The organism is Candidatus Contubernalis alkalaceticus (genome assembly GCF_022558445.1).
Classification (GTDB): domain Bacteria; phylum Bacillota; class Dethiobacteria; order SKNC01; family SKNC01; genus Contubernalis; species Contubernalis alkaliaceticus.
The window spans coordinates 2,072,144-2,094,639 of sequence record NZ_CP054699.1; the positions used below are offsets into that span (position 1 = coordinate 2,072,144).

20 protein-coding genes are annotated in these 22,496 nt (G+C 40.3%); 5 read left to right on the forward strand and 15 right to left on the reverse strand.

Going from position 1 to position 22,496, the window contains the following annotated elements; translation table 11 throughout:
• Positions 1 to 10: 10 nt before the first annotated feature.
• The 3 genes from HUE98_RS10345 to HUE98_RS10355 all read left to right on the forward strand — a co-directional run bounded on the left by HUE98_RS10345 (position 11) and on the right by HUE98_RS10355 (position 4,568).
• Positions 11 to 283 (forward strand): hypothetical protein, encoded by a 273-nt coding sequence (locus HUE98_RS10345; RefSeq protein WP_241420570.1) that lies wholly within the window; start codon positions 11 to 13, stop codon positions 281 to 283.
• 326 nt (positions 284 to 609) lie between these two features.
• Positions 610 to 2,940, forward strand: a complete 2,331-nt coding sequence (locus HUE98_RS10350; protein WP_241420571.1) for a M13-type metalloendopeptidase — start codon at positions 610 to 612, stop codon at positions 2,938 to 2,940.
• Positions 2,941 to 3,179: 239 nt separating this feature from the next.
• Positions 3,180 to 4,568, forward strand: a complete 1,389-nt coding sequence (locus HUE98_RS10355; protein WP_241420572.1) for a hypothetical protein — start codon at positions 3,180 to 3,182, stop codon at positions 4,566 to 4,568.
• 133 nt (positions 4,569 to 4,701) lie between these two features.
• Here the strand turns inward: HUE98_RS10355 and HUE98_RS10360 are convergent, their stop codons facing one another.
• Together HUE98_RS10360 and HUE98_RS10365 are read right to left on the reverse strand one after the other, a co-directional pair.
• On the reverse strand, positions 4,702 to 6,177 hold the full coding sequence (locus HUE98_RS10360) for a protein adenylyltransferase SelO (protein ID WP_241420573.1): 1,476 nt from the start codon (positions 6,175 to 6,177) through the stop codon (positions 4,702 to 4,704).
• A gap of 401 nt (positions 6,178 to 6,578) precedes the next feature.
• On the reverse strand, positions 6,579 to 6,938 hold the full coding sequence (locus tag HUE98_RS10365) for a hypothetical protein (protein ID WP_241420574.1): 360 nt from the start codon (positions 6,936 to 6,938) through the stop codon (positions 6,579 to 6,581).
• A gap of 740 nt (positions 6,939 to 7,678) precedes the next feature.
• Here HUE98_RS10365 and HUE98_RS10370 point away from each other — a divergent pair.
• Both HUE98_RS10370 and HUE98_RS10375 read left to right on the forward strand, forming a co-directional pair.
• Positions 7,679 to 8,017 (forward strand): carcinine hydrolase/isopenicillin-N N-acyltransferase family protein, encoded by a 339-nt coding sequence (locus HUE98_RS10370; RefSeq protein ID WP_241423540.1) that lies wholly within the window; start codon positions 7,679 to 7,681, stop codon positions 8,015 to 8,017.
• Between the two features lie 390 nt (positions 8,018 to 8,407).
• Positions 8,408 to 9,172, forward strand: a complete 765-nt coding sequence (locus HUE98_RS10375) for a MerR family transcriptional regulator (protein WP_241420575.1) — start codon at positions 8,408 to 8,410, stop codon at positions 9,170 to 9,172.
• Positions 9,173 to 9,289: 117 nt separating this feature from the next.
• On the opposite strand, the gene HUE98_RS10380 is transcribed toward HUE98_RS10375, so the two are convergent.
• The 13 genes from HUE98_RS10380 to fni form a co-directional block, all read right to left on the reverse strand.
• Positions 9,290 to 10,618 carry a glycerol-3-phosphate acyltransferase gene (locus HUE98_RS10380; protein WP_241420576.1) on the reverse strand — a complete coding sequence of 443 codons (1,329 nt, stop codon included), beginning with the start codon at positions 10,616 to 10,618 and terminating at the stop codon, positions 9,290 to 9,292.
• Positions 10,619 to 10,769: 151 nt separating this feature from the next.
• Positions 10,770 to 12,251, reverse strand: coding sequence for a stage IV sporulation protein A (gene spoIVA, locus HUE98_RS10385; RefSeq protein ID WP_241420577.1), 1,482 nt, complete (start codon positions 12,249 to 12,251; stop codon positions 10,770 to 10,772).
• Positions 12,252 to 12,451: 200 nt separating this feature from the next.
• Positions 12,452 to 13,489 carry an NAD(P)H-dependent glycerol-3-phosphate dehydrogenase gene (locus HUE98_RS10390; RefSeq protein WP_241420578.1) on the reverse strand — a complete coding sequence of 346 codons (1,038 nt, stop codon included), beginning with the start codon at positions 13,487 to 13,489 and terminating at the stop codon, positions 12,452 to 12,454.
• Positions 13,490 to 13,534: 45 nt separating this feature from the next.
• The gene (gene plsY, locus HUE98_RS10395) at positions 13,535 to 14,146 is read right to left on the reverse strand and encodes a glycerol-3-phosphate 1-O-acyltransferase PlsY (RefSeq protein WP_241420579.1); all 612 of its coding nucleotides are present in this window, start codon (positions 14,144 to 14,146) and stop codon (positions 13,535 to 13,537) included.
• A 195-nt stretch (positions 14,147 to 14,341) separates the two neighbouring features.
• Positions 14,342 to 15,664, reverse strand: a complete 1,323-nt coding sequence (der, locus tag HUE98_RS10400) for a ribosome biogenesis GTPase Der (RefSeq protein ID WP_241420580.1) — start codon at positions 15,662 to 15,664, stop codon at positions 14,342 to 14,344.
• Between the two features lie 13 nt (positions 15,665 to 15,677).
• Complete coding sequence (locus HUE98_RS10405) at positions 15,678 to 16,997, reverse strand: DUF512 domain-containing protein (RefSeq protein ID WP_241420581.1); 1,320 nt, start codon at positions 16,995 to 16,997, stop codon at positions 15,678 to 15,680.
• Between the two features lie 85 nt (positions 16,998 to 17,082).
• The gene (locus tag HUE98_RS10410; protein ID WP_241420582.1) at positions 17,083 to 17,571 is read right to left on the reverse strand and encodes a DUF3189 family protein; all 489 of its coding nucleotides are present in this window, start codon (positions 17,569 to 17,571) and stop codon (positions 17,083 to 17,085) included.
• A gap of 10 nt (positions 17,572 to 17,581) precedes the next feature.
• The gene (locus tag HUE98_RS10415) at positions 17,582 to 18,052 is read right to left on the reverse strand and encodes a DUF3189 family protein (RefSeq protein WP_241420583.1); all 471 of its coding nucleotides are present in this window, start codon (positions 18,050 to 18,052) and stop codon (positions 17,582 to 17,584) included.
• A gap of 12 nt (positions 18,053 to 18,064) precedes the next feature.
• A complete protein-coding gene (locus HUE98_RS10420; RefSeq protein ID WP_241420584.1) occupies positions 18,065 to 18,256 on the reverse strand; it encodes a capping complex subunit for YIEGIA in 192 nt (63 codons plus the stop codon).
• A gap of 45 nt (positions 18,257 to 18,301) precedes the next feature.
• Positions 18,302 to 19,192: a YIEGIA family protein gene (locus HUE98_RS10425; RefSeq protein ID WP_241420585.1), complete on the reverse strand. Its 891-nt coding sequence runs from the start codon at positions 19,190 to 19,192 to the stop codon at positions 18,302 to 18,304.
• Between the two features lie 39 nt (positions 19,193 to 19,231).
• Complete coding sequence (spoIIP, locus tag HUE98_RS10430; protein ID WP_241420586.1) at positions 19,232 to 20,569, reverse strand: stage II sporulation protein P; 1,338 nt, start codon at positions 20,567 to 20,569, stop codon at positions 19,232 to 19,234.
• 1 nt (position 20,570) lies between these two features.
• A complete protein-coding gene (locus tag HUE98_RS10435) occupies positions 20,571 to 21,281 on the reverse strand; it encodes a DUF1614 domain-containing protein (RefSeq protein WP_241420587.1) in 711 nt (236 codons plus the stop codon).
• A 151-nt stretch (positions 21,282 to 21,432) separates the two neighbouring features.
• Positions 21,433 to 22,482 carry a type 2 isopentenyl-diphosphate Delta-isomerase gene (gene fni, locus HUE98_RS10440; RefSeq protein ID WP_241420588.1) on the reverse strand — a complete coding sequence of 350 codons (1,050 nt, stop codon included), beginning with the start codon at positions 22,480 to 22,482 and terminating at the stop codon, positions 21,433 to 21,435.
• Positions 22,483 to 22,496: the final 14 nt, after the last annotated feature.

Genomic DNA, 22,496 nt, shown 5'->3' on the forward strand with positions numbered 1-22,496 from the left:
AAAGGATGTGATGTCTACAGTCCTGGGATGTCCCTGGGAAACCCATGAACGACAGCCTTGCGAGCTATTGGAATACACCGGTTCCCCTCGGTGCACTGGTCTCCCTCTGCTGGCAGGAGAGAGGGGCAACCGGGAAACAGTCAGCGTGTTGGTCTATAACATGGGGCCAGGGGAACACTCTAAAAAAGGAAGACACCCGATAACGGGGCAACGGGAGGAGATTGAACATTCCCTTGGTAGACACCTATGGCTATATTTTCCCAAAGACATCCCAGGACTGTAAACCCTATTTTCAAATTATTTTGATATGATAAGCGGAAACGTATTGTTTGATAGGCTTGTGAATATGCCGCAGTTGTGGATTCTGATGGATAACTCTTCGAGTTACCCACAGACCCCACGAACTGCTTGGACAACACTTCGCGTTGACCACATATTCACAACCCCTACTACTAATTTTTTTAATCCTTTTTAAAAAGATCATAAGTACTTTAGATAACAATAAATTTGATTCTGTATAAAGTTTTCAAAGAACAAATGAGCACCATACGAACTGGAAATTTACGTCCAAATCGTCTGCTGCTCATAGTATACAAGGAGGAAGATATTATGAAAAAGATTACCGCATTGTTAGTAGTAATGGTACTACTATCTTCCCTTATCGTCGGTTGTGCATCAAAAACAGTCTTCGATGCAGATACTCCGCTCAAGCATACTCAAGCAGTTGAAATTATTTATAATGCTGCAAAAAAGTATAGTAATTCGATTACAAAAGCAGAGATAGAAGCTGCTTACACTCTTGTCCAAGAGGAAACAGCCAAAAGTGAGTTCGCCACCAAGCCCGAATGCTATGCTATGTTGGCACATGCCTTTGATTTATCCGATGTACCTACAGGGAACAATCGGCGAATTGGCATATTTGATGCAACCTCGCTAAGTGCTGCCAGAGACGAGGATAAATATATACAACAATTTTGTGACTTGGGTATTGTTACAGCTGACGAAGTGGTTAACAGAAATACCATGACTACAACAGAACTAAAGCGAATTTTGAGTAAGATTTATACATATATAGGAACAAACAAAAAGGATGATTTTTATACGGCTGTAAACAAAGAATGGTTTGAGACGGCTGAAATTCCAGCGGGAGAGTTTTATTTTGATACTTTTACGGAAATTAAACTGCAAAACGACGAGAAAATTAAGGAAATCATTTTTGCGGCTGTAAATTCACAATCTGAAACCGGAACGGTATCTCAAAAACTCGGTGATTTTTATAAATCATTTATCAATGTAGAGGAACGTAACAGAAAAGGGATTGAGCCCCTTCAAAAATATGTTGATATGATTAATGGTGCTAATACAGTAGATGAATTAGTTAGTATAGACGCCTATTTTAGCAATAACCTCGGCGTTGAAACATTGTTTTATTTTTACATAATGAGCGATAGCATGGATAGTACGAAAAATTCACTTTACTTTTTTGGGCTTCCATATAAAAATGCAAAGCCCGAATATTTAGAGCCTGCCCATGGTTTTACAGAAGCTTATCTCGAATATTTAACAACTGTTCTTGGTTTTTTTGGGGGTAATAGTAATGATGCGCAGGCACTATATGATCTAGAAAAAGAGATTGCCACAGCGTCCCTTGAACCACAGGACTATTACAATGTTGATAAGTATTATAATCCATACAAAACGTCCAGCCTGGCAGAGTTTTTTACTGGGTTTGATTTTGAAAAGGCTTTAAAGATGTTCGGCTTTGAACAATCGCGTACCGTCATTGCCTATGATGATGGTGCGGTAAAGCGTTCAGCAGAGCTTATGACACAAGACAATTTAGCAGTACTTAAAGATTTGTCAAAGGTTAATCTATTCGAAGCATTTAGCCATGTGCTTGGAGAAGAGCAAGTTATGCTTATAGAAAAATTTAATCAAGAGGCATACGGCATTGAGGGTGAAAAAACACTTGAGCAAAAGGGTATTGATAAAGAGAAGTTGCTTTTTCCGGATTATATTGGCAAGCTGTATGTTGAGAACTATTTTTCAAAAGAAGCGAAGGCTGATGTAGAAACCATGGTAGAGGAGTTTATCACCCAGTATCAAACAATGCTTCAAGAAATCACTTGGCTATCCTCGCAAACTAAAGAAAAAGCAATAGAAAAACTTGCAGCAATCAATGTAAAAATTGGCTATCCTGATCAATGGGATACAGCATTAGATGATGTTGTTATAGAAGATAAGGTTTTTGAAAACTGCGCCGCAGTTTTCAACGCTAAGAACAGAAAAGCTAAAAGCGAACTATATCAGCCTGTGAACGAAGACAAATGGTATATGTCAGTTTATGAGGTAAACGCATATTACAATCCTATGGCCAATGAAATCGTATTCCCTGCAGGCATTCTACAGGGTGATTTCTACGACATAAATCACTCGAGAGAGGAAAATTTGGGTGGAATTGGCATGGTGATTGCCCACGAAATTACCCACTCCTTTGATAACAACGGTGCAAAATATGATAAATACGGTAATGCAAACGAGTGGTGGACAAAGGAGGATACAGCTAAGTTTGAAGAGTTATGCCGTAATGTTATCACTGAATTTGATGGCATTGAGATTATCCCGGGAATTTTTAGCAATGGGACTCTTACACTCAGTGAAAATATTGCAGATCTAGGCGGTGTGAAGTGTGCTCTTGCTGTATGTATGCAGGATGAAAATGCTGACCTTACAAAATTCTTTGAAAGCTATGCACGGATCTGGAAGTCAATTGCGTCTCGTGAAACAACAGAATATTACAGCAAGGTGGGTGTTCATTCGAATGAAAAAATAAGGGTGAACAGAGTGCTTAGCAATTTCGAAGAATTTTATAAAGCTTACGATATAAAAGAGGGTGATGATATGTATGTTAAAAAGGCTCGACGCGTTAATATTTGGTAGTGATATATCTAACGATCGTCTAGGCCATAATTTTCAAGGTGATAGATAAGATTAGTCACTTAATAGGGCATTATAAAGGGTTGCAGTAAAAATTGCTTTTTGTATTTTTGACTGCCGGTGAGTGCATTTTTAGATTAACATAAACAACAGCAAACTTACTATTAATTAATTATGTGAGGGTATATGAAACTTAATTTTTCTAAAAAAGTACATTATTCTTTAATTATATAATAGCTTTATTGGCTGCATTTGCTCTTGTTAATGTTTATTTTAACAGGGATTGTTTTTCTTATAAACCATTTGCAAATGGTCCGGAATTATCTTCGCCTTTGTTTTACAAAATTGTAGATAACAAAGACCAGTACTTTATTGATCAAGGAAATCAACGCATTATTGCTATAGATGAAGAAGGCAAAAGCAAATGGACATATATTAATACTGATACAAGCTATAAAGAACTTGTACAAGCTCCTAATGGCAGAATATTTGTAACAAATTATAGATATATTCATGATACGGTTATTTCCACTATTTCAATTGATGAGTTTTCTAATTCAGGTAAATTCTTGGGTAGTATTTATTCTGTTTCCTACCCTGTTAAACAACTTTTTGATAAAACAAGTCAAATAATGGACTTGCAGTTTGTTGATGATATGCTTACATTTGTGACAAGAACAGATGAAAAACTTCATCTATATTCAATAAATTTGAACGAAAACAATAAATTACAGCTCAAAGCCTCAGTTTCTTGGGACAACAAAAAAGAACATGCGATAAAATACTGCTATGATCATGACAAAGAAATTTTTTATGTTATTACTGCTATGGGCAATATTTATGAAATAGCAACTATTGAAAATGATGCTAAACTGCTTTTTTATCCAAAAGAGGATGGTTTTAACATTCCATTTTCCATGACGCTTGTCGGTGGTAATCTTGTTGTTTCGGATATTGGTTCACGAACTGTAAATGTTTATGATGGACAAAGCTTTATGAACATTGTAACAATGAAGAAAGGCCATGACTTTTTCACTGATCCTGCACTTTACTATTCTATTACAAGCGCCTCCCAAAATGAAGTGACTCTAACAACGGGTTATGATGCTTATCTGCTTAATGTTGACACAGAAATACTAACCCCAATAAACACAGATATTACATTTTCTACCATGGAGCATGCTCGAATTATTTTCGCTTGGGTTTGTGGACTTATCTTGCTTATCTTAGGATTTGGATTAATTATTATTTATGCAAAATACTCTGTCGTTATATCTGCTACAATAATATTTTATGGATTCAATCAATCGGTTTTGGGGCTTGTGCTTTCCAGTGTTGCTTTTGCTTTTGTCGATAGTTTTTTCGATGCAGTGCGGAATATCTATCTCACTCAACTACCTGAATCAATCAAATACGGGCAAGGCAGTACCCTTGCATTTAGCAATATTGTTACCAGTATAGCACAGTTTGGTCAGTCCTACATATTCGCCTTTGCCATAATTTTTGGTATCAAGAAGAGCTTTTTAATAATTGGCGTTACTTTACTTGTTTTAACAGTATTATTCCTAAAGGTAAATAATAATAGGGATAATAAGAAAAAACAAAATATTTTCGATAATGTTTCAATATAAAAATGAGCCATGGAGTTGGTATTTTTATGCGTTTTTTTCCACTTTGTGATGCAAAAGCTTAGGTAAGAAGAGGATACATCCCAAACAGGAGATTCTGGAAATTGCCGAAGGCAAGGGCCTGAATCTCCAGGCATCAGGTACCGCAAAAGGTTCGGTAAGGACGGGTTGAAAGCTCAGGCAGTGTGGAGTAATCAGCCTGTTGGGGGGAGTGCCCGTAGGGGTTTGAAAGAACATCAAGAAGCCGTTCCATCACGCTGTAGTCTCCTTGTTTCACTGCGGCTTCTAGCGCGGCTTCTACCCGGTGATTGCGAGGGATTAGCGCAGGATTGGAGTTTCTCATCAACTGATGCCAGGAGTCTTTGGGTTCCTGCTGCCTTTCTACTCTCGCCTGCCACAGCTTATACCACTGAGCAAACGCTGTGGTGCCAAACAGGGCTGTATCTTCCGGCTTATCAAAAGTTAATGCCAGGAAAGTATTGGTATAGTCTGCACGATACTTCTGCATCATACTGAGGAGGTCTTCAATAAGGGATTCATCCTGTAGTTCTTCGTTAAATATTCCTAGTTTTGCTCTCATTCCCGCCAGCCAATTACAGTGATACAACTCAGCAAACTCTGAAATAGCATCCTGGGCTAGTTTGACAGCCTGAGCCTCATTGTCATGTAAAAGTGGCAATAGGGTTTCAGCAAATCGCGCTAGATCCCACCCGGCAATATCCGGCTGATTGCCATAGGCATAGCGGCCATGAATGTCAATGGAACTGAATACCGTCGCCGGGTCATAGGTATCCATGAAAGCGCAGGGACCATAATCAATGGTTTCTCCTCTAAGTGCCATGTTGTCGGTGTTCATCACCCCGTGAATAAAGCCAACCAACTGCCATTTGGATATCAGCACGGCCTGACGCTTGATTACTTCTTGAAGTAGGAAAAGATAGGGGTTCTCTCCAGTGTTAATGTCTGGAAAATGTCTTTGCAAAGTATAATCTGCCAGGGTCTGGAGATCCTCAACTGTGCCCCATTTTGAAACGTATTGAAAGGTGCCGACCCGCAGATGACTGGCAGCTACGCGGGTCAGAATCGCACCAGGCAGGTGGGTTTCCCGGATTACTGATTCACCGGTTGTCACCACCGCCAGGCTGCGGGTGGTAGCAATACCCAGAGCATGCATTGCTTCGCTGATAATGTATTCCCGCAGCATCGGACCAAGAGACGCTCGACCATCGCCCTGACGGGAGTATGGCGTTTTACCTGAACCCTTGAGCTGAATATCAACCCGTTCACCCAGGGGAGTGATCTGCTCCCCCAGCAGATGAGCCCGGCCGTCCCCTAACATAGTAAAATGCCCGAATTGATGCCCCGCGTAAGCTTGAGCAAGAGGCAAAGCACCTTCAGGAATCTGGTTGCCAGCAAGCACCGCTACGCCATCTTTGCTTTGCAGCGCCTGGCCGTTTAACCCCAGGGATGCTGCCAGTGGGTAATTGAGAATAATCAACTCCGGTGAGCGTACAGGAGTTGGGTTGAGGCGGGTAAAAAATGATTTTGGCAGCCGGGCATAACTGTTGTCTAAGTTCCATCCTGTTTCTATTATTGCTTTTTCCTTTGTCATCATATCTCCTTATTATATCTTTTGTATTTTAATTTTCTTTTTTTTTAAATAAATAAATCAAACAAAAGACATTATGATATTTTTAGTTAATAACTTTCTATACTAACACAACACAAGGCAGCCACTATTAGTGTCTGCTTCTGCCAATTTTGTTATACCCTTTCCATACATAGGGGTTTACCTTTACGAAAAGGAATTCTGCGTAATTTTGTTTCTGCGAAAAGGTAAGACCCCCTATGACTAAAGATAATCTGTACCATATTTTAGGAGTTCAGCCAGTTGATATGTTTCCGCTAACGATGGCGACCCTATGCTAGTTGTGTCACATCAGAACGGGAGACGTTTCTCCTGTCCGGCTAACTGCCCTTTAATCTTTTAACTCTTTTATTAGCCATTAGTTTTTAAATTTTCTCGTATGTAAGGGGAGGTCCCGAACCTATTTCCTTGTCCTCGATATAGAACCCTTCAAAAATTCCCCACTTCAAAAAAACATCTCTGTCAAACGTATTGATCTCTTGAAACACCACCTTGTTGCCAAGCTCCGCCGCCGCCCTTTTTGCCCTTTCCAACACCACATTTTGCACAGGGCAGTATCCGTTAGTAAAGGCGGTAACCGTTATTTTCCCGGGATTCGCTCTTGCCGGAGGCTTTTTCACTTGCCTGACCCAATTGGGCGGGACAGCATCAGCAATAAAAGGTTTCCATAAAAGAACCTTAATACCGCTTTTGTCCACCTTTTTGTATCCCTGTTTTTTTACCACGAGTCTTTCATCCACAAAATACAAATTCTATCTTCAGCAATTGCTTTTTATAAATTTCCATTATATCACAATTAAGGAGAAAGGAGAACAATAGTTAGTTCGTAAAATTTTTCCGTATTTTCGGCATCCTTTTCCCACCTGTAGAGGATGAAATACTTCTGCCTAAGAGTAGAGAAAAGCGATTTATCCCCTACCTTTCCCTTTGCTTAGAGGAAGGGGTCTTCTCGCTAAGATGATAAAGAAGCGGGCAAGCCGTGCAAAAATCTTATGCCTAATTTTCGTTGTACGATACATTCCATTTAACTCAAAATAAGATGAAAGGTTGTTTAGCGTATGATTGCTGTTGGACTATATGAGACCGGCCGTATATAGTGAATCTTTCACAGAGAAATTAGCTGCTTAAAAACTCAAACTAACTCAGGCTGTCAAGGGCGAGCGTTTTCCAGCGAGTTCATCGGAGGCGCAGCCGGAGACCCTTTACAGCCAAGACGTTTTATCACCCTATCAGAGGGCTGACAATGCCGCAATTTGGCATTGGCGGCATGACTACAAGAAGGGGGTTTTCGAAATAATTAGCAATTGACTAAATTTAGGAGAATAGCTAACTTAATAGTGTCCGGTTTAACGGGAAAACCTCAGTCCTCTGATTACCGCTCAGAAGTATGGCTGCCGATTGTTAAAAACAATGATATAAGCACAACAATTCAGATATTACTAATAATCCGGAAAATGTTGTAGTTATCAGGCCGGAACAAAGGCAACAGTTTGTTGCAACAGCTAATAATTTTAATTCTGCCAAGATGCATCAATATCGCAACCCGGAAATTGATGATTGGCGCTCTGATGAGCGTTACCAGACAGCATACAAGGCACTAAAAAACAGTAAAGAACACTATTCAGTTGATTTTGCCCAATCAATATTGGCCGGAAGGTATGGATTCATGTGTCAATATGACCGAAAGAAAAATGCAGATACTGTTTGGTCAGTTATTTATGACTTGAAGCGAAAACAAATTTGGCGAGTTGAAGGAAACCCTTCGAGGAAAAAATTTAAAAAAGATACTCGGATGAAGGTTTAATAGAGTATAAATGGATGCAGGCATTGCTTCTAGTTATCCAAGTATCATTTCTAGCCTCATTAAACAATATGTCAAATACATTAAATTCTTTTTTTGCTTTAATTTTTTTATATACTCAATAATCCGAAATTAATGTAGTCTGTTTCTTTAAAAATATAATTCTTTTATCTATTACTCTAAGCATAATATCATATATGCCCATTTTACTTTTTTCTCTTACTATTCTAGCCATATTAATATATCATTATTTTTATCCTATCATCACCTTTAACGTGGCAATCAAAGCGTCCCCTTGGCTATCCCCTTGGCTACCGTTAAAATATTTTACAAACCCTATTGACATTAACGTTACGTCAAGGTGTATAGTTAATACTGTCAGGAGGTAAGTGCGTGGAATACACCGTGCATAAATTAGCTAAGATAGCAGGCGTCAGCACCAGAACACTTCGATATTACGATGAGATTGGGATCCTTAAGCCGGCCAGAATTAACTCGTCAGGATATCGTATCTATGGTCAAACTGAGGTAAATAGGTTACAGCAAATTCTTTTTTATAGAGAGCTTGGAGTAAGTTTGGAATGTATTAAGGATATTGTGACGGCGCCGTCTTTTGATGGATTAAGAGCACTGAAGGAACATCGTGACAAGCTTCTTGATAAGAAAAAGCAATTAGACTTGTTAATAGATAATGTCGACAAGACTATTGCTTTAACAGAAGGGAGAGTTAAGATGACGGATAAAGAAAAGTTCGAAGGTTTTAAGAAAAAAATGATTGATGACAATGAAAAAAAATTTGGCAGTGAAATCAGAGAAAAATACGGCGATGAAGCAATTAATCTATCAAATAAAAAAATCAAAGGGATGACGAAAGAACAACATGCTGAGTGGGAAAAACTAAGTTCCAGCCTTATGTCCACTCTTAAGGAGGCATTTAAAACCGGGGACCCCGCAGGGGAGCTTGCCCAAAAAACTGCATATCTACATCACCAATGGTTAAGCTGCGCCTGGGGTCATTACAACAAAGAAGCCCATGCCGGCCTTGCTCAGATGTATGTGGATGATGAGAGATTTACTGCCTTTTATGATCAGCAGCAGCCCGGTACAGCTGTGTTTTTAAGGGATGCAATCCTTATTTATACTGGAATGAATGAATAAGAGCGTTACAATCAGCATGGATAGACAGAGGGACAGGGCTATTTGGCTAAAAGAGCATTCGGCAGGGAGACCAAACAAGTCCCCGTCCCTCTGTCTGGCTCCCCTGTCTGGCCCTGTTCAATCAGTTTCTGTCATCAGTTCAGTAACCGTTAAAAACTCATAACCTTCCTCCTGTAATATGCCAATAATTTGCGGCAGAGCCTTTACCGTATTTTTCCTGTCACCTCCGCTCCTAGTGATGATGCTTCCGCTGTCATGAAAAAGAATAATATCTCCTCCGGAAACGTTGAAAACAATCTGTTCCTTTATCTGCCTGGCGCTGATTTCCGTCCAATCCCTGGAACTCAAAGACCACAGCACCAGTTTATAATTATGTTCATCTATGATTTCTCTAACAGCATGGCTGTATAACCCCCGGGGAGGCCTAAATAATTCCGTTTTTATACCGGTCACCTCTTCAATAACCCGGTTGGATTTAAATATTTCGCATTCCGCCTTATCTTTTGATAGAAATAGCAGATTCTTATGGGAGTAGGTGTGGTTTCCTATTTCATGCCCTTCCTCCACAATTCTTCGGGCAACCTCCGGATACATCTCTACATGTTTGCCCACCATAAAAAAAGTTGCTTTTACGTCCTGTTCTTTTAATATATCTAATATCTGGGGAGTATAAACAGGGTCGGGACCATCATCAAAGGTTATGGCAATATAATCCTTTTTTAGGTTCCCGGCTCTCACAATATCCGTCTGCAGCTCAAACCCTCGGTAAACATACATATTTAAAAAAAGAAAGCTCACCACAATAAAAGCTGTAATTAAAAACAGCAGTCTTCGGACAATCCGGCCAGGTGACCGGACTTTTTTCCGGTATTCCGCAAACCTAACCCGGGGAGATTCTTCGTATAATTTAGGTTCCAACCCCCAGGCAATCTTTTCTAATTCAGTAATCTGGTTATAAACTACCACAGCTGCCGTAATTACCCCCAACACAATATAAAGGTCGTATCCATATAATTTCCAAATTATTAGGGGTAAAAACAACGTTGAAACAATAGTGGCATATGCCATATAACGGGTGAATATTAAAAATAAAACCCAGATTACAACCAGGGGCAGTATTACATGAGGAGTTAATGCAGCTAGAACCCCCAACAAAGGAGCAAGCCCTGGCCCTCTGCGGAAGCGATAAAAAAGAGACCAGAAATGGCCGAGAGTCAACGCCAGTGCGGCAATAGCCATAGCTATATGGGTGTCGATCAGATACATCGCCAAAAAAACCGCCGCTATCCCTTTAAAAAAATCAAACAAGTAAATAAAAGGATACAGCAGCTTGAGGTCTTTCTGCTTAAAAAAACCTCTCCAAATCCGGTTTAAAAACAATTGAGTGGGAAAAGAGCCGATCAAATAACTGATTAGAGCTATAAAGAAGAAAGTATCCAGTTTCATGTTGTTTGATTACCCTTTCTCTAAAAACCGAACTTTTGCTATAATTTATTTACTATCGACTTAATTTCATTGTATATTAACCCTTAATAAAGGGCAATTTAAAATTTTGTACAATAAAAAATGCGTGTTTTCAGCACGCATTTTAACGTTCCTACAGTATGATAGCTATGAGTCCACCGCTGCCCTCATTTATGATTTTTGATAGGGTCTGCTGCAATTTCTCCTGGGCATTGGGAGGCATATTGGACAGTTTGGAACTAATGCCGTCTTTTACTAAAGCATGCAGGGATTTTCCAAAGATATTGGATTCCCAAATTTTTTCTGGATTTTCTTCATATTCCTCCATAAGAAAGTTTACCAGGTCTTCACTCTGCTTTTCACTACCCACGATGGGAGCAAACTCTGAAATAACGTCCACTTTAATCATGTGTAAAGAAGGTGCACTGGCTTTAAGTCTTACTCCAAAACGATTTCCCTGTTTAAAAATTTCCGGCTCCTCTAACTCCATTTCCTCTAGAACAGGGGGAACAATACCGTAACCAATTTCTTTTACATCTTCCAGAGCTTCCTCTAGTTTATCAAACTCTCTTTTTGCTTTGGAATAATCTCTCATAACCCGCAAAAGATCAGCCTTATCCTTAATTTCTTCTCCACAGGTTTCTGATAAGATCTGGTCATATAAGGCTTGTGGTGATTCTATTTCAACAAAAGCCTGCCCGGTTCCCAGTTCCATATCCGTTAGTTTTGCAATTTCTACAAAGTCGTATTCTTTTAATCTCTCTACCAGGCCCTCTACTTCCCTGAGACGTTTTATGTCTGCTACGTTTTCCCTAATCGCCTGATTAAAACTGTCCCGTAACCAGTGTTCATCGGACAATACCTCTACCCACTTGGGCAGGTTTATACTCACCTGCCTGACAGGGAACTCCAGAAGTACTTCTTGCAATATGGTGTCAATATCGATTTCTTCCAGGTCCAGACAGCTTAAAGTAATTACCGGGACATTATATTTTTCCTCAAGCTCTCCCTGAAGAGTAAGGGTTTCAGCAGCAGTCGGTTGTGTAGAATTTAGAATAATGACAAAGGGTTTATCAATGGCTTTTAATTCTTCAATGACCCTCTCTTCGGCGTTCAGGTAGCTCTCTCTGGCAATATCGGTAATTGTACCATCTGTGGTGACCACCAGGCCTATGGTAGAATGGTCGCTGATTACTTTTCTTGTACCAACTTCGGCTGCCTCTTCAAAGGGTATATCATAATCGAACCAGGGAGTGGTAACCATTCTAGGCCCATTCTCATCTTCGTAACCTACTGCGCCAGGGACCATATATCCCACACAATCCACCAGTCTAACACGCATGCTGATATTTTCTCTGATTGTTACCTCTACAGCTTCTTCAGGAATAAATTTCGGTTCAGTAGTCATAATAGTCCTACCACCACTGCTCTGGGGAAGCTCATCCTTTGCTCGTTCCCTGTTTTTCTCACTGATGTTGGGAAGGACAACTATTTCCATAAATTTTTTTATGAAAGTCGATTTACCGGTCCTTACAGGCCCAACAACCCCAAGGTATATGTCTCCGCCAGTTCTTTCAATTATATCCTGAAAAATGTTTACTTTTTCTCTCTCCAATCTTCTTCCCTCCTTTAGGTTTTTTCGAGGAGATCAGGAGTTAGTTCTTTTAACGTTATATATATATGAAAATAATTGGTGAATATTACATATGCAATAAAAAAAATATACCGCTTTCACAATTATTTATATACGAAAGCGGTATATTTCTGTTAGATTTAAAAAAATAATTAAAAATAAATAATCAAATGTATCCTATTCTACCAACCGGAGACACCCTGGTTAGCAATTTCCTCCATTTCATGCTTTTTCCCCCTGAGCATAAGTTCAGAAACACCCTGGTGAGGACTTTTCCCCTGAAAAAGCACATCGTATAGCTGGCGGGTAATAGGCATCTCTATACCGTATTTTTCTGCCAACTTACAGGCAGCTTTCGTGGTTTTAACTCCCTCCACGGCCATCTGCATCTGTTCCATGACCTGTTCCAACCCGTAACCTTCTCCTAACAGCATTCCCGCTTTTCTGTTTCTGCTGTGTCTACTGGTGCAGGTGACAATCAGGTCCCCCACACCGGCCAGTCCGGCAAAGGTTAAGGGATTGGCGCCCATTTCTATGCCCAATCGGCTTATTTCCGTTAGTCCCCGGGTCATCAAAGCAGCCTTAGTGTTATCTCCAAAACCCAGTCCGTCGGATGCACCTGAAGCCAGAGCTATAATATTTTTTAAGGCTCCCCCCAGTTCCACCCCTACCATATCAGGATTAGTATAAACCCTGAAATACGGACACATAAAAGTCTCCTGCACAAATTCAGCGGTACTGCGCCTTTTAGATGCCACTACCGTAGCAGAGGGGATCTCCCTGCTGACCTCCTCAGCATGATTAGGCCCTGATATTACTGCAATATTTGGATTATGGCCGGGACCCATTTCCTCCTGCAATACTTCAGACATTCGAAGAAGGGTATCCGTTTCAATTCCCTTGGTGGCACTGACCAGAATAGTATCCTTGGATATAAATTCTTTTGCTCTGCTGATAATTGTTCTAAATCCATGGGAGGGAACTGCCATTACTATCAACCTACTGTATTTCACGACCTCCTGAAGATTATGGGAGACTTCCAGTTCTGGAGGGATATAAACTCCGGGAAGATATTTTTCATTCATTTTTTTTTCTTTTATATCTTTACATTGATTTTCAGTTCTAGTCCACAGTTTAACCTTATACCCTTTCCGGCACATTACCAAAGCAAGGGTTGTCCCCCATCCACCGGCTCCTATTACAGAAAATATTTCCTCCATAGCTTTCCCTCCTATCCATTTAATAATCAGAAATATTACTATCTTTTACTTACGTGAATCCACCTTTATTCTCTGACCGATTTTACTTTCCGTGCCTGCTCGTATTCTTTTCAAATTAGGAATATGTCTTGCTACCGCCAGCAGGCTGAGGAAAGTTCCAAAAACCAGATAAGGAATATTATGGCCTTCTACGAAAAACCAGATTAAAAAGGGCAGAGATACTGCACCCACCACAGAACCCAAGGATACAAATTTACTTAAACCAACCACCGAAAAGCCGATAATAGCAAGGATAAGTGTTACTTTGGGAAAAAGCCCGGTTAAAGCCCCCAGGCTGGTAGCAATCCCCCGTCCCCCCTTGAAACCAAAAAATAACGGCCAGTTATGTCCTGCTACCACTGCTACTGCTGAAGCAATTTCTATGTAAGGGTTTCCAGTCAAAGTTTTAGCTGCATATACTGAAAAAAACCCTTTCAAAGCATCCAACAAAAATACCGTCACCCCAGGACCCACCCCTAAAATCCGCATAATATTGGTGGCTCCGGTACTACCGCTGCCGTGTTCTCGGATATCTACTCCCTTTAAATATTTAACAAAAAGATATCCAAAGGAAATCGAACCCAAAAGATATGAAAAAGCAATAATTAATAATCCCATATACATCCCCTCCTGTTTACCCTCAACTTAAACATTATAACATGTTTTAAGTGATAAATGATTATCTGCTTTTATTCTAATCTGATAATATTAGCACTTTTAATACTTAAAGGGATATTTGATGATTTTAGGGTTTTTAATTTCGCTAAACGGGGATAAATTACCCGATGGCTAAACTCTACTGAACATTAAAGATTATCGTTCCCGTTCTCTAAAAAAAATCCTGATGGGTGTCCCGGTGAAATCAAAGGCTTCCCTTAATTGATTCTCCAGGTACCTTTTATAGGAAAAGTGAAGCAGCTTAGGGTCATTTACAAATATGATAAAAGCAGGGGGTTTTTCTCCCACTTGAGTAGCATAATATAGTTTTAGCGATTTCCCCTTGGCGGTGGGGGGCGGATTTACCGCCACCGCATCTCTGATTAAATTGTTCAAAATACCGGTGGTTATTTTTGTTTTACAGTTTTCATTTACTTCTTTTACTCGGTCTATAATGGCGAAGACCCTTTGTCCCGATAACGCTGAAACAAATATCACCGGCACATAAGTTAAAAAGGATAATTCTTTACGAACATTTTCTAAAAAAATTTTATGGGTATGGTCATCTTTTTCAATCAAATCCCACTTGTTTACAGCAATCACCATTCCCTTTCCCTTTTCATGGGCATAACCGGCGATTCTTTTGTCCTGTTCCGTTACCCCTTCCTTCGAATCTATGACTACTACCACAACGTCCGACCTTTCTATAGCTCTGAAAGACCTTAAGATACTGTAATACTCTACAGATTCAAAAACCCTGCTCTTTCTTCTTATTCCCGCAGTATCTATGAAAACAAACTTATCTTCTCCAATCGTTCTAAAAGAATCCACAGCATCCCGGGTGGTGCCGGGAATATCGGTAACAATCATTCTTTTTTGATCCAACAGGTAATTAATTAATGAAGACTTCCCAACATTTGGCCTGCCGGCAAAAGCAACTTTTATCAAAAATTCATCCTCCAGCAGTCCCTCCTCTTCTCCCAAAGGAGGCAGCTGCTCTATAACTGCATCTAACAAATCCCCCGTATTCATACCATGGGCCGCTGAAATGGCGATGGGTTCACCCAACCCCAGCTGATAAAATTCTCCTGCCTGAATATGTAAATCCAAGGTTTCAGCTTTGTTAGCCACCAGGATTACCGGTTTTTTAGTTTTGCGCAAAAGATGTGCTATTTCCATATCGATATTGCTCACCCCGGCCCTGACATCCATTACTAAAAGAATTAAATCTGCTTCGTCAATAGCCGCTTCTGCCTGCAGCTTAATATTTTCCTCTATTTTATCTAAAGAACCCGGCACTATACCACCGGTATCAATGAGAACAAATTCTCGACTGTTCCAATATGCTCTGCTGTAGAGCCTGTCCCGGGTCACACCGGATTGCTCTTCCACGATAGCTGAGCGGGTCTGCGCCAAGCGGTTAAATAATGTAGATTTTCCTACGTTTGGTCTTCCTACAATAGCTACTAAAGGATCCAATTATTTTTCCCTCCTATAAACTGAACAGATCAAAGGGCGTCACACCCTCCAGCAGACTGTTAATCACCTTAGTTTTTACCTGAAGGATATCTTCAATCTCCTCCCGGGTATAATCATCTAAAAATAAATCTTTGCCATCTCTAACCATAACATCGGGAATAATCAGCAGATCTCCTAATTCCTTGTCACTTAAGGAATCAATCATATCCTTTCCACAGATTAACCCGGAAACAGTCACTTCCTTTCCAAAAAATATATTCTCTATATCCCAAACCTTAACCTTTAGGTTTTCTACTGTATTAAAAAAATGGGCTAATTTTTCAATATATGGCTTGGCCAGATTACCGGTAACCAAAGAGACTGTAACGGGAGAAGATAACTTCAGGGGAAGGTCTGTATTTGTCCACTTTTCTAAATTATTTAATAAGATTCTTATAAGTCCTACTCCATTTTCCGTTTGTGGATATTCTTCATAAGAGTAATCCAGGGGTATGTCAATTCCTGCTTTAAGGAAGAATTCATCTGCGGGGAAAACAAACCTGGTCCCTAAATCTTTTAAAAATTTTGCCTGCCACCTGCCAACACTCTCAATAATATCCTGAGCTCCTTGGGATGTTACTGCAGTCAAAGGGAATTGATTCTCCCGGTACCGGGTAATACCCACCGGGACAACAGCTAAAGATTTGAATGAAGGCCACAGTTCAGCTAAATCCTTTATGGTCTGATTCAAAACTGTTCCATCGTTTATTCCAGGACATAATACCACCTGTCCATGCATTTCAATGTCCACTGATGCAAGCCTTTTTAAGGTTTCTAAAATATTTCTTCCTTGATTACATCTTACCATTTTTTCTCTTAAAACCGGGTCAGTTGTATGAACAGATACATACAGAGGAGAAAGGTGCTGTTTTTCTATCCTTTCTATTTCCCTTTCCGTAAGGTTAGTAAGAGTAATAAAATTTCCATGGAGAAAAGAAAGACGATAATCATCATCTTTAACATATAAGCTGCTGCGCATTCCTTTGGGCATCTGGTCAATAAAACAGAAAATACAGCGGTTGCTGCATCTTTTTTCTGGACTGATGGTAGGGCTTTCAAACATAATACCTAAATCCTCATCATAATCTTTCTCGATGTCAATCAACCATTGGTCTCCATTCTCTTTAAAAGCCTCCAACTCCAGTTCCTCATCAGCACAAAGATATCGATAATCCAGGACATCCTTAAATTTCTCACAATTGATACAGCTTACCCGGTCACCCTTTTCTAACCCAATTTGATCCGCAATAGAACCTTTTTTAACATCTTTAATCTTCCAACCCTGTTTTTCCATTCAGCAAGCACCTTTCTAAACAGATGAGGTAAAAATCCTAACGTTTCATTAATTATCCTACATTCATCTCACCTCTGTCAAGGAGTTACTCAGTGGAGTCTGGGTTTTGTCCCAAAGATTCTCGTATTCTTTCCTTAACTGAATCAACCAAATCAACAAATTGATAATACGCCTTTTTTACCCCCTTGATGGTTAAGGGCCTTCCTACCTTCACCATTCCTAACCTCCTGGATAAATAACCTCCCACCCTGGTTATCATATTAATTTGGGAGAGACTGTTTACTAAAACCAGCTGGTTTTCTGGAATATTATATATTTTTAAGAGACTGTCAATGGACCTGATCAAAACCTCTTTATTGTTAGCCATACCTATAATGTATACTTCAATACCGTATTCATCTCTTCCGATATAAAAGGGGTTGCCAATTTCTTCTCGCCGGGTCTGGTCAAAATGAGGAATGGTAATAATCTCTTCGGTACTGGGAATACGATTTTTCGGCAGCATACCCACATGAATGGCTGAAGCAATTACTGATGAATGGGCGGAACCATAGCAGTGATATATAATGTACATTTTTTTCCTTCTAATTTAATTGTTTTAATAATAAATCCTTTTCAACTTTTTCAATAAGCTCGGTAAAATCAGAAAAAGCCTTTTGGGAGCCTTTCAAGAGCAGTCTAAAAGCCATTTGAGTTACTACTTTTCGACTGTACAGAAACATTCCCGCTCTCATCTCCAGATTGGTCAAGGGAAAAGTGTCTACAAAGTAAAGCTTTCGGGGATCTTCCCTCACTATTTCCAGTACACCCCGTAATGTATTTTCTAAGATCTGAAAAGCCTTCCTGCTGCCCATAAAATAAATCTCGTTTCCCTTTCCATCAGACCCTGCATAATGAATCACCCCATGATTTTTTGGTGTCCCCCGATGAAATAGACTGCAGGACAAAAGCTCCTTTTTCCCTGGGTATTTTTCTCGGGGAAGCATGCCGCAGTGAATTCCTGCTGCCAGAGCCGGAGTAAAACTTCCCCCGCAGCTGTGATAAATCACCTGCATTTATTATCGCTCCTAATGTTTAACTATGATAAATACTCCGTTTTCCAGGTCATGAACCACACCCTCCAGAATTCTTCCCAAGTATTGTGAAATTTTTTGTTGTTCTTCTCTTTCACTAACAATAAAAGTAGGGATACTCCCGGCAACCTTATCCGGTTCCAAAGTTACAGCCGCCAGAATTATTTTACTGATGGAAACCTGCATGTAAAACTCACCTTTCTATAAAGCATAACTGACAAGTAAGATTATTTAATCCTCTGCCATCTTTCCAGCCCTGGATTTTAAAGGTTTCCCTGTGGCACTCTCCAGTACAGGCACCCCTTTTACAGCCATAATTAAAAATTCCGGATCCTTCTCAATGGGTACAATTAACATGGCGGTTCTGCCGGTATCTAAATCTCTTCTAACCAACGGCATAAACTCCGGAGTGTCCACATCCTTGTAAATACCCAGCTGGGATGCGGCGTCATGGGCGATGGCCATACGCTGACCAGTATTAGCCAGGGTTTCCCGCTCATTGTCATTAATGGGTTCTATGATAACCCCTATTCCCCTAGTTAGAACAATATCTTTCGTTTCATCCCCGGCTAAATTCATAATATGAATATTTTCTACGAATACATTGGGCCCTTCAAATTTGACTTCTCCTATCCTCACCCGGGCAATATCGCCAATTACCTTCCCGGACATCAACCGAATACTCATCATAACTACCAGGGCCCCGGCCCCAAATCCTATGATCCAGTGTGAATACAGCGTCACAGAGCTTACGATTAATGCCGTAAAGATCACCAAATAATTCCTTGACTCAAAAACCTTAGCAATCCCTTCTATATAATCAGGGCCCCTCTGTACCAGTTCAGTCTTATCTAAGTTCAAAAGCATTTCTCTTTCGGCAGCCCTTACATCCCGGAACTGTTGAGCTGCCAGGGCCAAAAAGCTCACCGCGGTAAACTCCTGAGCTATCAGTGCCGGAATGGCTACCGAACCCAGAACGGCTGCAATAAATCCTAAAGAAATATGATTCATCACCCCATGAGGATAGCTGGGATAAAAACGGTAGTCCGTTTTTAAAATAGCAAATCTAGTCAAAGTACCCAACAGAACCCCAAATGCAATAGGGAATATATTAAAAGGCATTCAATTCACCTCTGGAAAATCTTATTGTTAATTATCTTCTTACTCTTGGGAATCTTTTTCTCCCTCTTCAGGGTCATTCTCTTCAGAGCTGCTGCTATCTTCAGGACTAATTTCTTCAGCAAATTCGGTATTTTCTTGATTATTGAATTTTTGTTTAATTTTGCCTCCTGCTATATCCCTAAACTCCTTACTGGTAAAATGTTTAAGTTTTGCCTTTGCTTCCTCTAAGTTTTCGGTGCTGATTAAAAGATATGCAGCTAAAGCCGCAACCACTAAAGCCAACAGACTAAAGACCTGGGTAATGGCTGTACCTCCCGGTCCGCCGGGGGAATCCTGAGTCAAACCAATCTGCTCCCCGCCTTCATCAGTTCCATACAAATATTTACTTATTACATCTGCAAATAGAACAACGGACTCTTGGGCCCCGGCCTTTTCATTTTCATGGGCTCCCACCTCCAACAGCATGGCATTGGGGGACATATCCTGATTATAGTTTCCCTGGGCCATAAAAATACCCTTCACCAGGTTGGGATAAAGCTCATCCCCTTTTTCCTTGAGACCTTCGGCAAACTGCTGGATGTTGGAAGCATTCTGGTTTTGACGTCCTACTATTAATTGAATCTGAACCCTTTCTTCCCCTTCCACCTCCGCCAGGTATTCATCGGGAGGTACTGCATCCCGGTGAACATCAAACAAGGCATCAGGATCCTCTTGAAGCATTTCTTCTGCTGTCCTGCGAGAGCGGACATAGGCTCCGGAATCATGGGGAACATGAGTCTCTTCTGAATGAATAACTTCTATTCCTTTATCCTCCAAAGCTTGAGCCAATGATCTCCCCACATCAAGTATTCCTCCACCTTCGTCTATGCTCTCCTCCCCGTCACCAGGCACATATGCCTCGGCACCATGGCTGTGATATACTCCCAATAATCGGTTTTCCTGCTGAGCTTCTTGACTCTGTAATAGGACTGGAATGTTAAAATTTAACCTTTCTCCAACACTACTTATAAAATCACTGAAGAAACTGCTGCCGGCCTGTGTCCTTTCAATTTCTCTGGCATGGGCGGTATAATCAACTACACTGTGCACCTCATATAATTTATTTTTGCCACAGATATATTGGTCTCCTACGTGAATATGCCTTGCAGTTCTCATAATCCTATGATCATTTTCATCAACCATAGAATAATAATTTCCCTCAGTGGCCTCGTCCAGATTCAAAAGTTCAAAAAATTCCTGGCTTTCAACTGTTTGGGTTTGGGAAGTTACAGTATCCATCTCTGAGGTACTATCTAAGGACAACAGCTGGAATACACAAACTATAATGATTAAAGATACAACTACAGCAAGGGTTATTCTCCTAAGTAATTTTTTCACCCTATTCACCCCCCTGGCGGTCAGGATTATGGTCGGGATTTTGATTTTCTTCCTGTTCACCTTGATTTTCATGATGTTCTTGATGTTCATTTTCCCTGCTAAAAGTTGCAGGTCTTTGTATATGTTCTCTGGTTTCGCCAACTATTTCCGCCAGAGATACAGCGATTAAACCGGCAATAATAATTCCATCAAACATTCCCGCTCCCCCAATAACTAAAGAACCCTCTCCCCCGATCAATACAACTTCAATTCGGGAGACCACATCAGTTAAAATCATTGCACCAGACCCTGCGATAAAAGCAGACCTGCGGGATCTTCCGGCCAGATAACCTACAATACCAGCCAGTAATGCAAAAATATACATGGGGTCTAAAAAAAAATTATAGGTTGGTTCCACCGGAATGATTTTAGCAGCCCCATAAACAACCACTGTGGCAACGATTAAAGCAGTAACCGCCCTCCTCTTTTCTTTGACTGTATCTGCTTTCATCAGCAGATAGCCAATTAATAAAATAGGAAGAACCCCTCCCCCAATATTTATGCCCAAGTTATCAGTGATTGGAATATCCGGAATAAAAGTACCTATTAAGACGGCCCCGATAAATAGAAGTGCCTGTCGATCCGTCAATCTCATCTTATCCAGTATCCTTTGAGCAAATCCCAGATAAATTAAAACTCCTATTACTACCAAAAGAACCATACCTGATGCCATAATTTTCACTTCCTTCAAATTTTCTTAAGAACTATTTGTTATAGTAACCAAAACCCATTTTTTTATTCCAGCTTTAAGGCATTAAAAAACTATCCAAAACTTATCAAAAGTTTTGGATAGTCACCTGAGGCTTGAATTTATCAATTATTGCTTATCGGCGAGCCAGCCAGCTTAGATCTACTCCCCTTTTATCCATCCAGCAAGCAGTTTCACCTGTAATCACCAAGGGCTTGTTTCTAAAGTCCTCTATATTAGCAGCTCCCACCATAGCCATAATTATTTTTAAGTTATACATCAAGTTTTCCAGCCATTTTAGAAAAAAATCTTCCCCCTGCTCTAGTATAATCTTAATGGGCAAACCAGCAATTCCAACTGCTTTTGCACCCAAGCACAGGGACTTGGCTGCTGTCATTGCATTATTTATTCCCCCGGAGGCAATCACATCTCCATTATTTTTAACTACGTCCATTACCTCCAGCAGACTGGTCAGGGTAGGAATACCCCAGTTAAGCAGTTCCTTATCCGGCTGTATTCCCCTTCGACTCGCTTCAATTTGCATGAAATTAGTACCTCCCCGCCCTCCTATGTCCAGTATTTTTACTCCAATACCTGTCAACTTAAGTGCAGTTTCCCGGCTCATACCAAAGCCCACTTCTTTTACAATCAGTGGAACACTTATGTTTTCTTTAATTCTTTTTATATTATCCAGATAACCTTTAAAATGTCGATCCCCCTCCGACATTAACAACTCCTGCGGGACATTTAAATGCAGCTGTAAAGCACTAGCCTCTAGCATCTTCACCGCTTTCTCCGCATCCTTCGGTTTAGCATAGGCTCCAATATTGGCAAAAACAATACCCTCAGGATATATTTCCCGGACGACTTTGAAGGTTCTCTCCATCTCTTTGTTTTCTATAGCTGCCATCTGTGAACCCACCGCCATAGCAATTCCGGCTTTCCTGGCTGCCGAGGCCAGCTTACTATTGATTTCTTTGCTTAGAAGGGTTCCTCCGGTAATGGCGTTAATAAAAATAGGCAGGCTTAAAGATAAGCCTGCAATAGTTGTTTTTAAATCAATATTATCAAAATCAACGCCTGGTAAACTCATGTGTACGAAAGCGCAATCTTTAAAATCTGCAGAATGTGTTGGAAGCTCCATACTAAAATTAATATGGTCGTCCTTTCGAGAAATTCTGGTCATTCTATTATCTCCAT

What these genes read in the sequence shown, in the direction of transcription:
- HUE98_RS10345 (WP_241420570.1), top strand. Translation starts at nt 11, where the DNA reads ATGTCTACAGTCCTGGGATGTCCCTGGGAAACCCATGAACGACAGCCT.
- HUE98_RS10350 (WP_241420571.1), top strand. Translation starts at nt 610, where the DNA reads ATGAAAAAGATTACCGCATTGTTAGTAGTAATGGTACTACTATCTTCC.
- HUE98_RS10360 (WP_241420573.1), bottom strand. Translation starts at nt 6,177, where the DNA reads ATGACAAAGGAAAAAGCAATAATAGAAACAGGATGGAACTTAGACAAC.
- HUE98_RS10380 (WP_241420576.1), bottom strand. Translation starts at nt 10,618, where the DNA reads ATGAAACTGGATACTTTCTTCTTTATAGCTCTAATCAGTTATTTGATC.
- HUE98_RS10390 (WP_241420578.1), bottom strand. Translation starts at nt 13,489, where the DNA reads ATGGAGGAAATATTTTCTGTAATAGGAGCCGGTGGATGGGGGACAACC.
- plsY (WP_241420579.1), bottom strand. Translation starts at nt 14,146, where the DNA reads ATGGGATTATTAATTATTGCTTTTTCATATCTTTTGGGTTCGATTTCC.
- HUE98_RS10405 (WP_241420581.1), bottom strand. Translation starts at nt 16,997, where the DNA reads ATGGAAAAACAGGGTTGGAAGATTAAAGATGTTAAAAAAGGTTCTATT.
- HUE98_RS10410 (WP_241420582.1), bottom strand. Translation starts at nt 17,571, where the DNA reads ATGTACATTATATATCACTGCTATGGTTCCGCCCATTCATCAGTAATT.
- HUE98_RS10415 (WP_241420583.1), bottom strand. Translation starts at nt 18,052, where the DNA reads ATGCAGGTGATTTATCACAGCTGCGGGGGAAGTTTTACTCCGGCTCTG.
- HUE98_RS10420 (WP_241420584.1), bottom strand. Translation starts at nt 18,256, where the DNA reads ATGCAGGTTTCCATCAGTAAAATAATTCTGGCGGCTGTAACTTTGGAA.
- HUE98_RS10425 (WP_241420585.1), bottom strand. Translation starts at nt 19,192, where the DNA reads ATGCCTTTTAATATATTCCCTATTGCATTTGGGGTTCTGTTGGGTACT.
- HUE98_RS10435 (WP_241420587.1), bottom strand. Translation starts at nt 21,281, where the DNA reads ATGGCATCAGGTATGGTTCTTTTGGTAGTAATAGGAGTTTTAATTTAT.
- fni (WP_241420588.1), bottom strand. Translation starts at nt 22,482, where the DNA reads ATGACCAGAATTTCTCGAAAGGACGACCATATTAATTTTAGTATGGAG.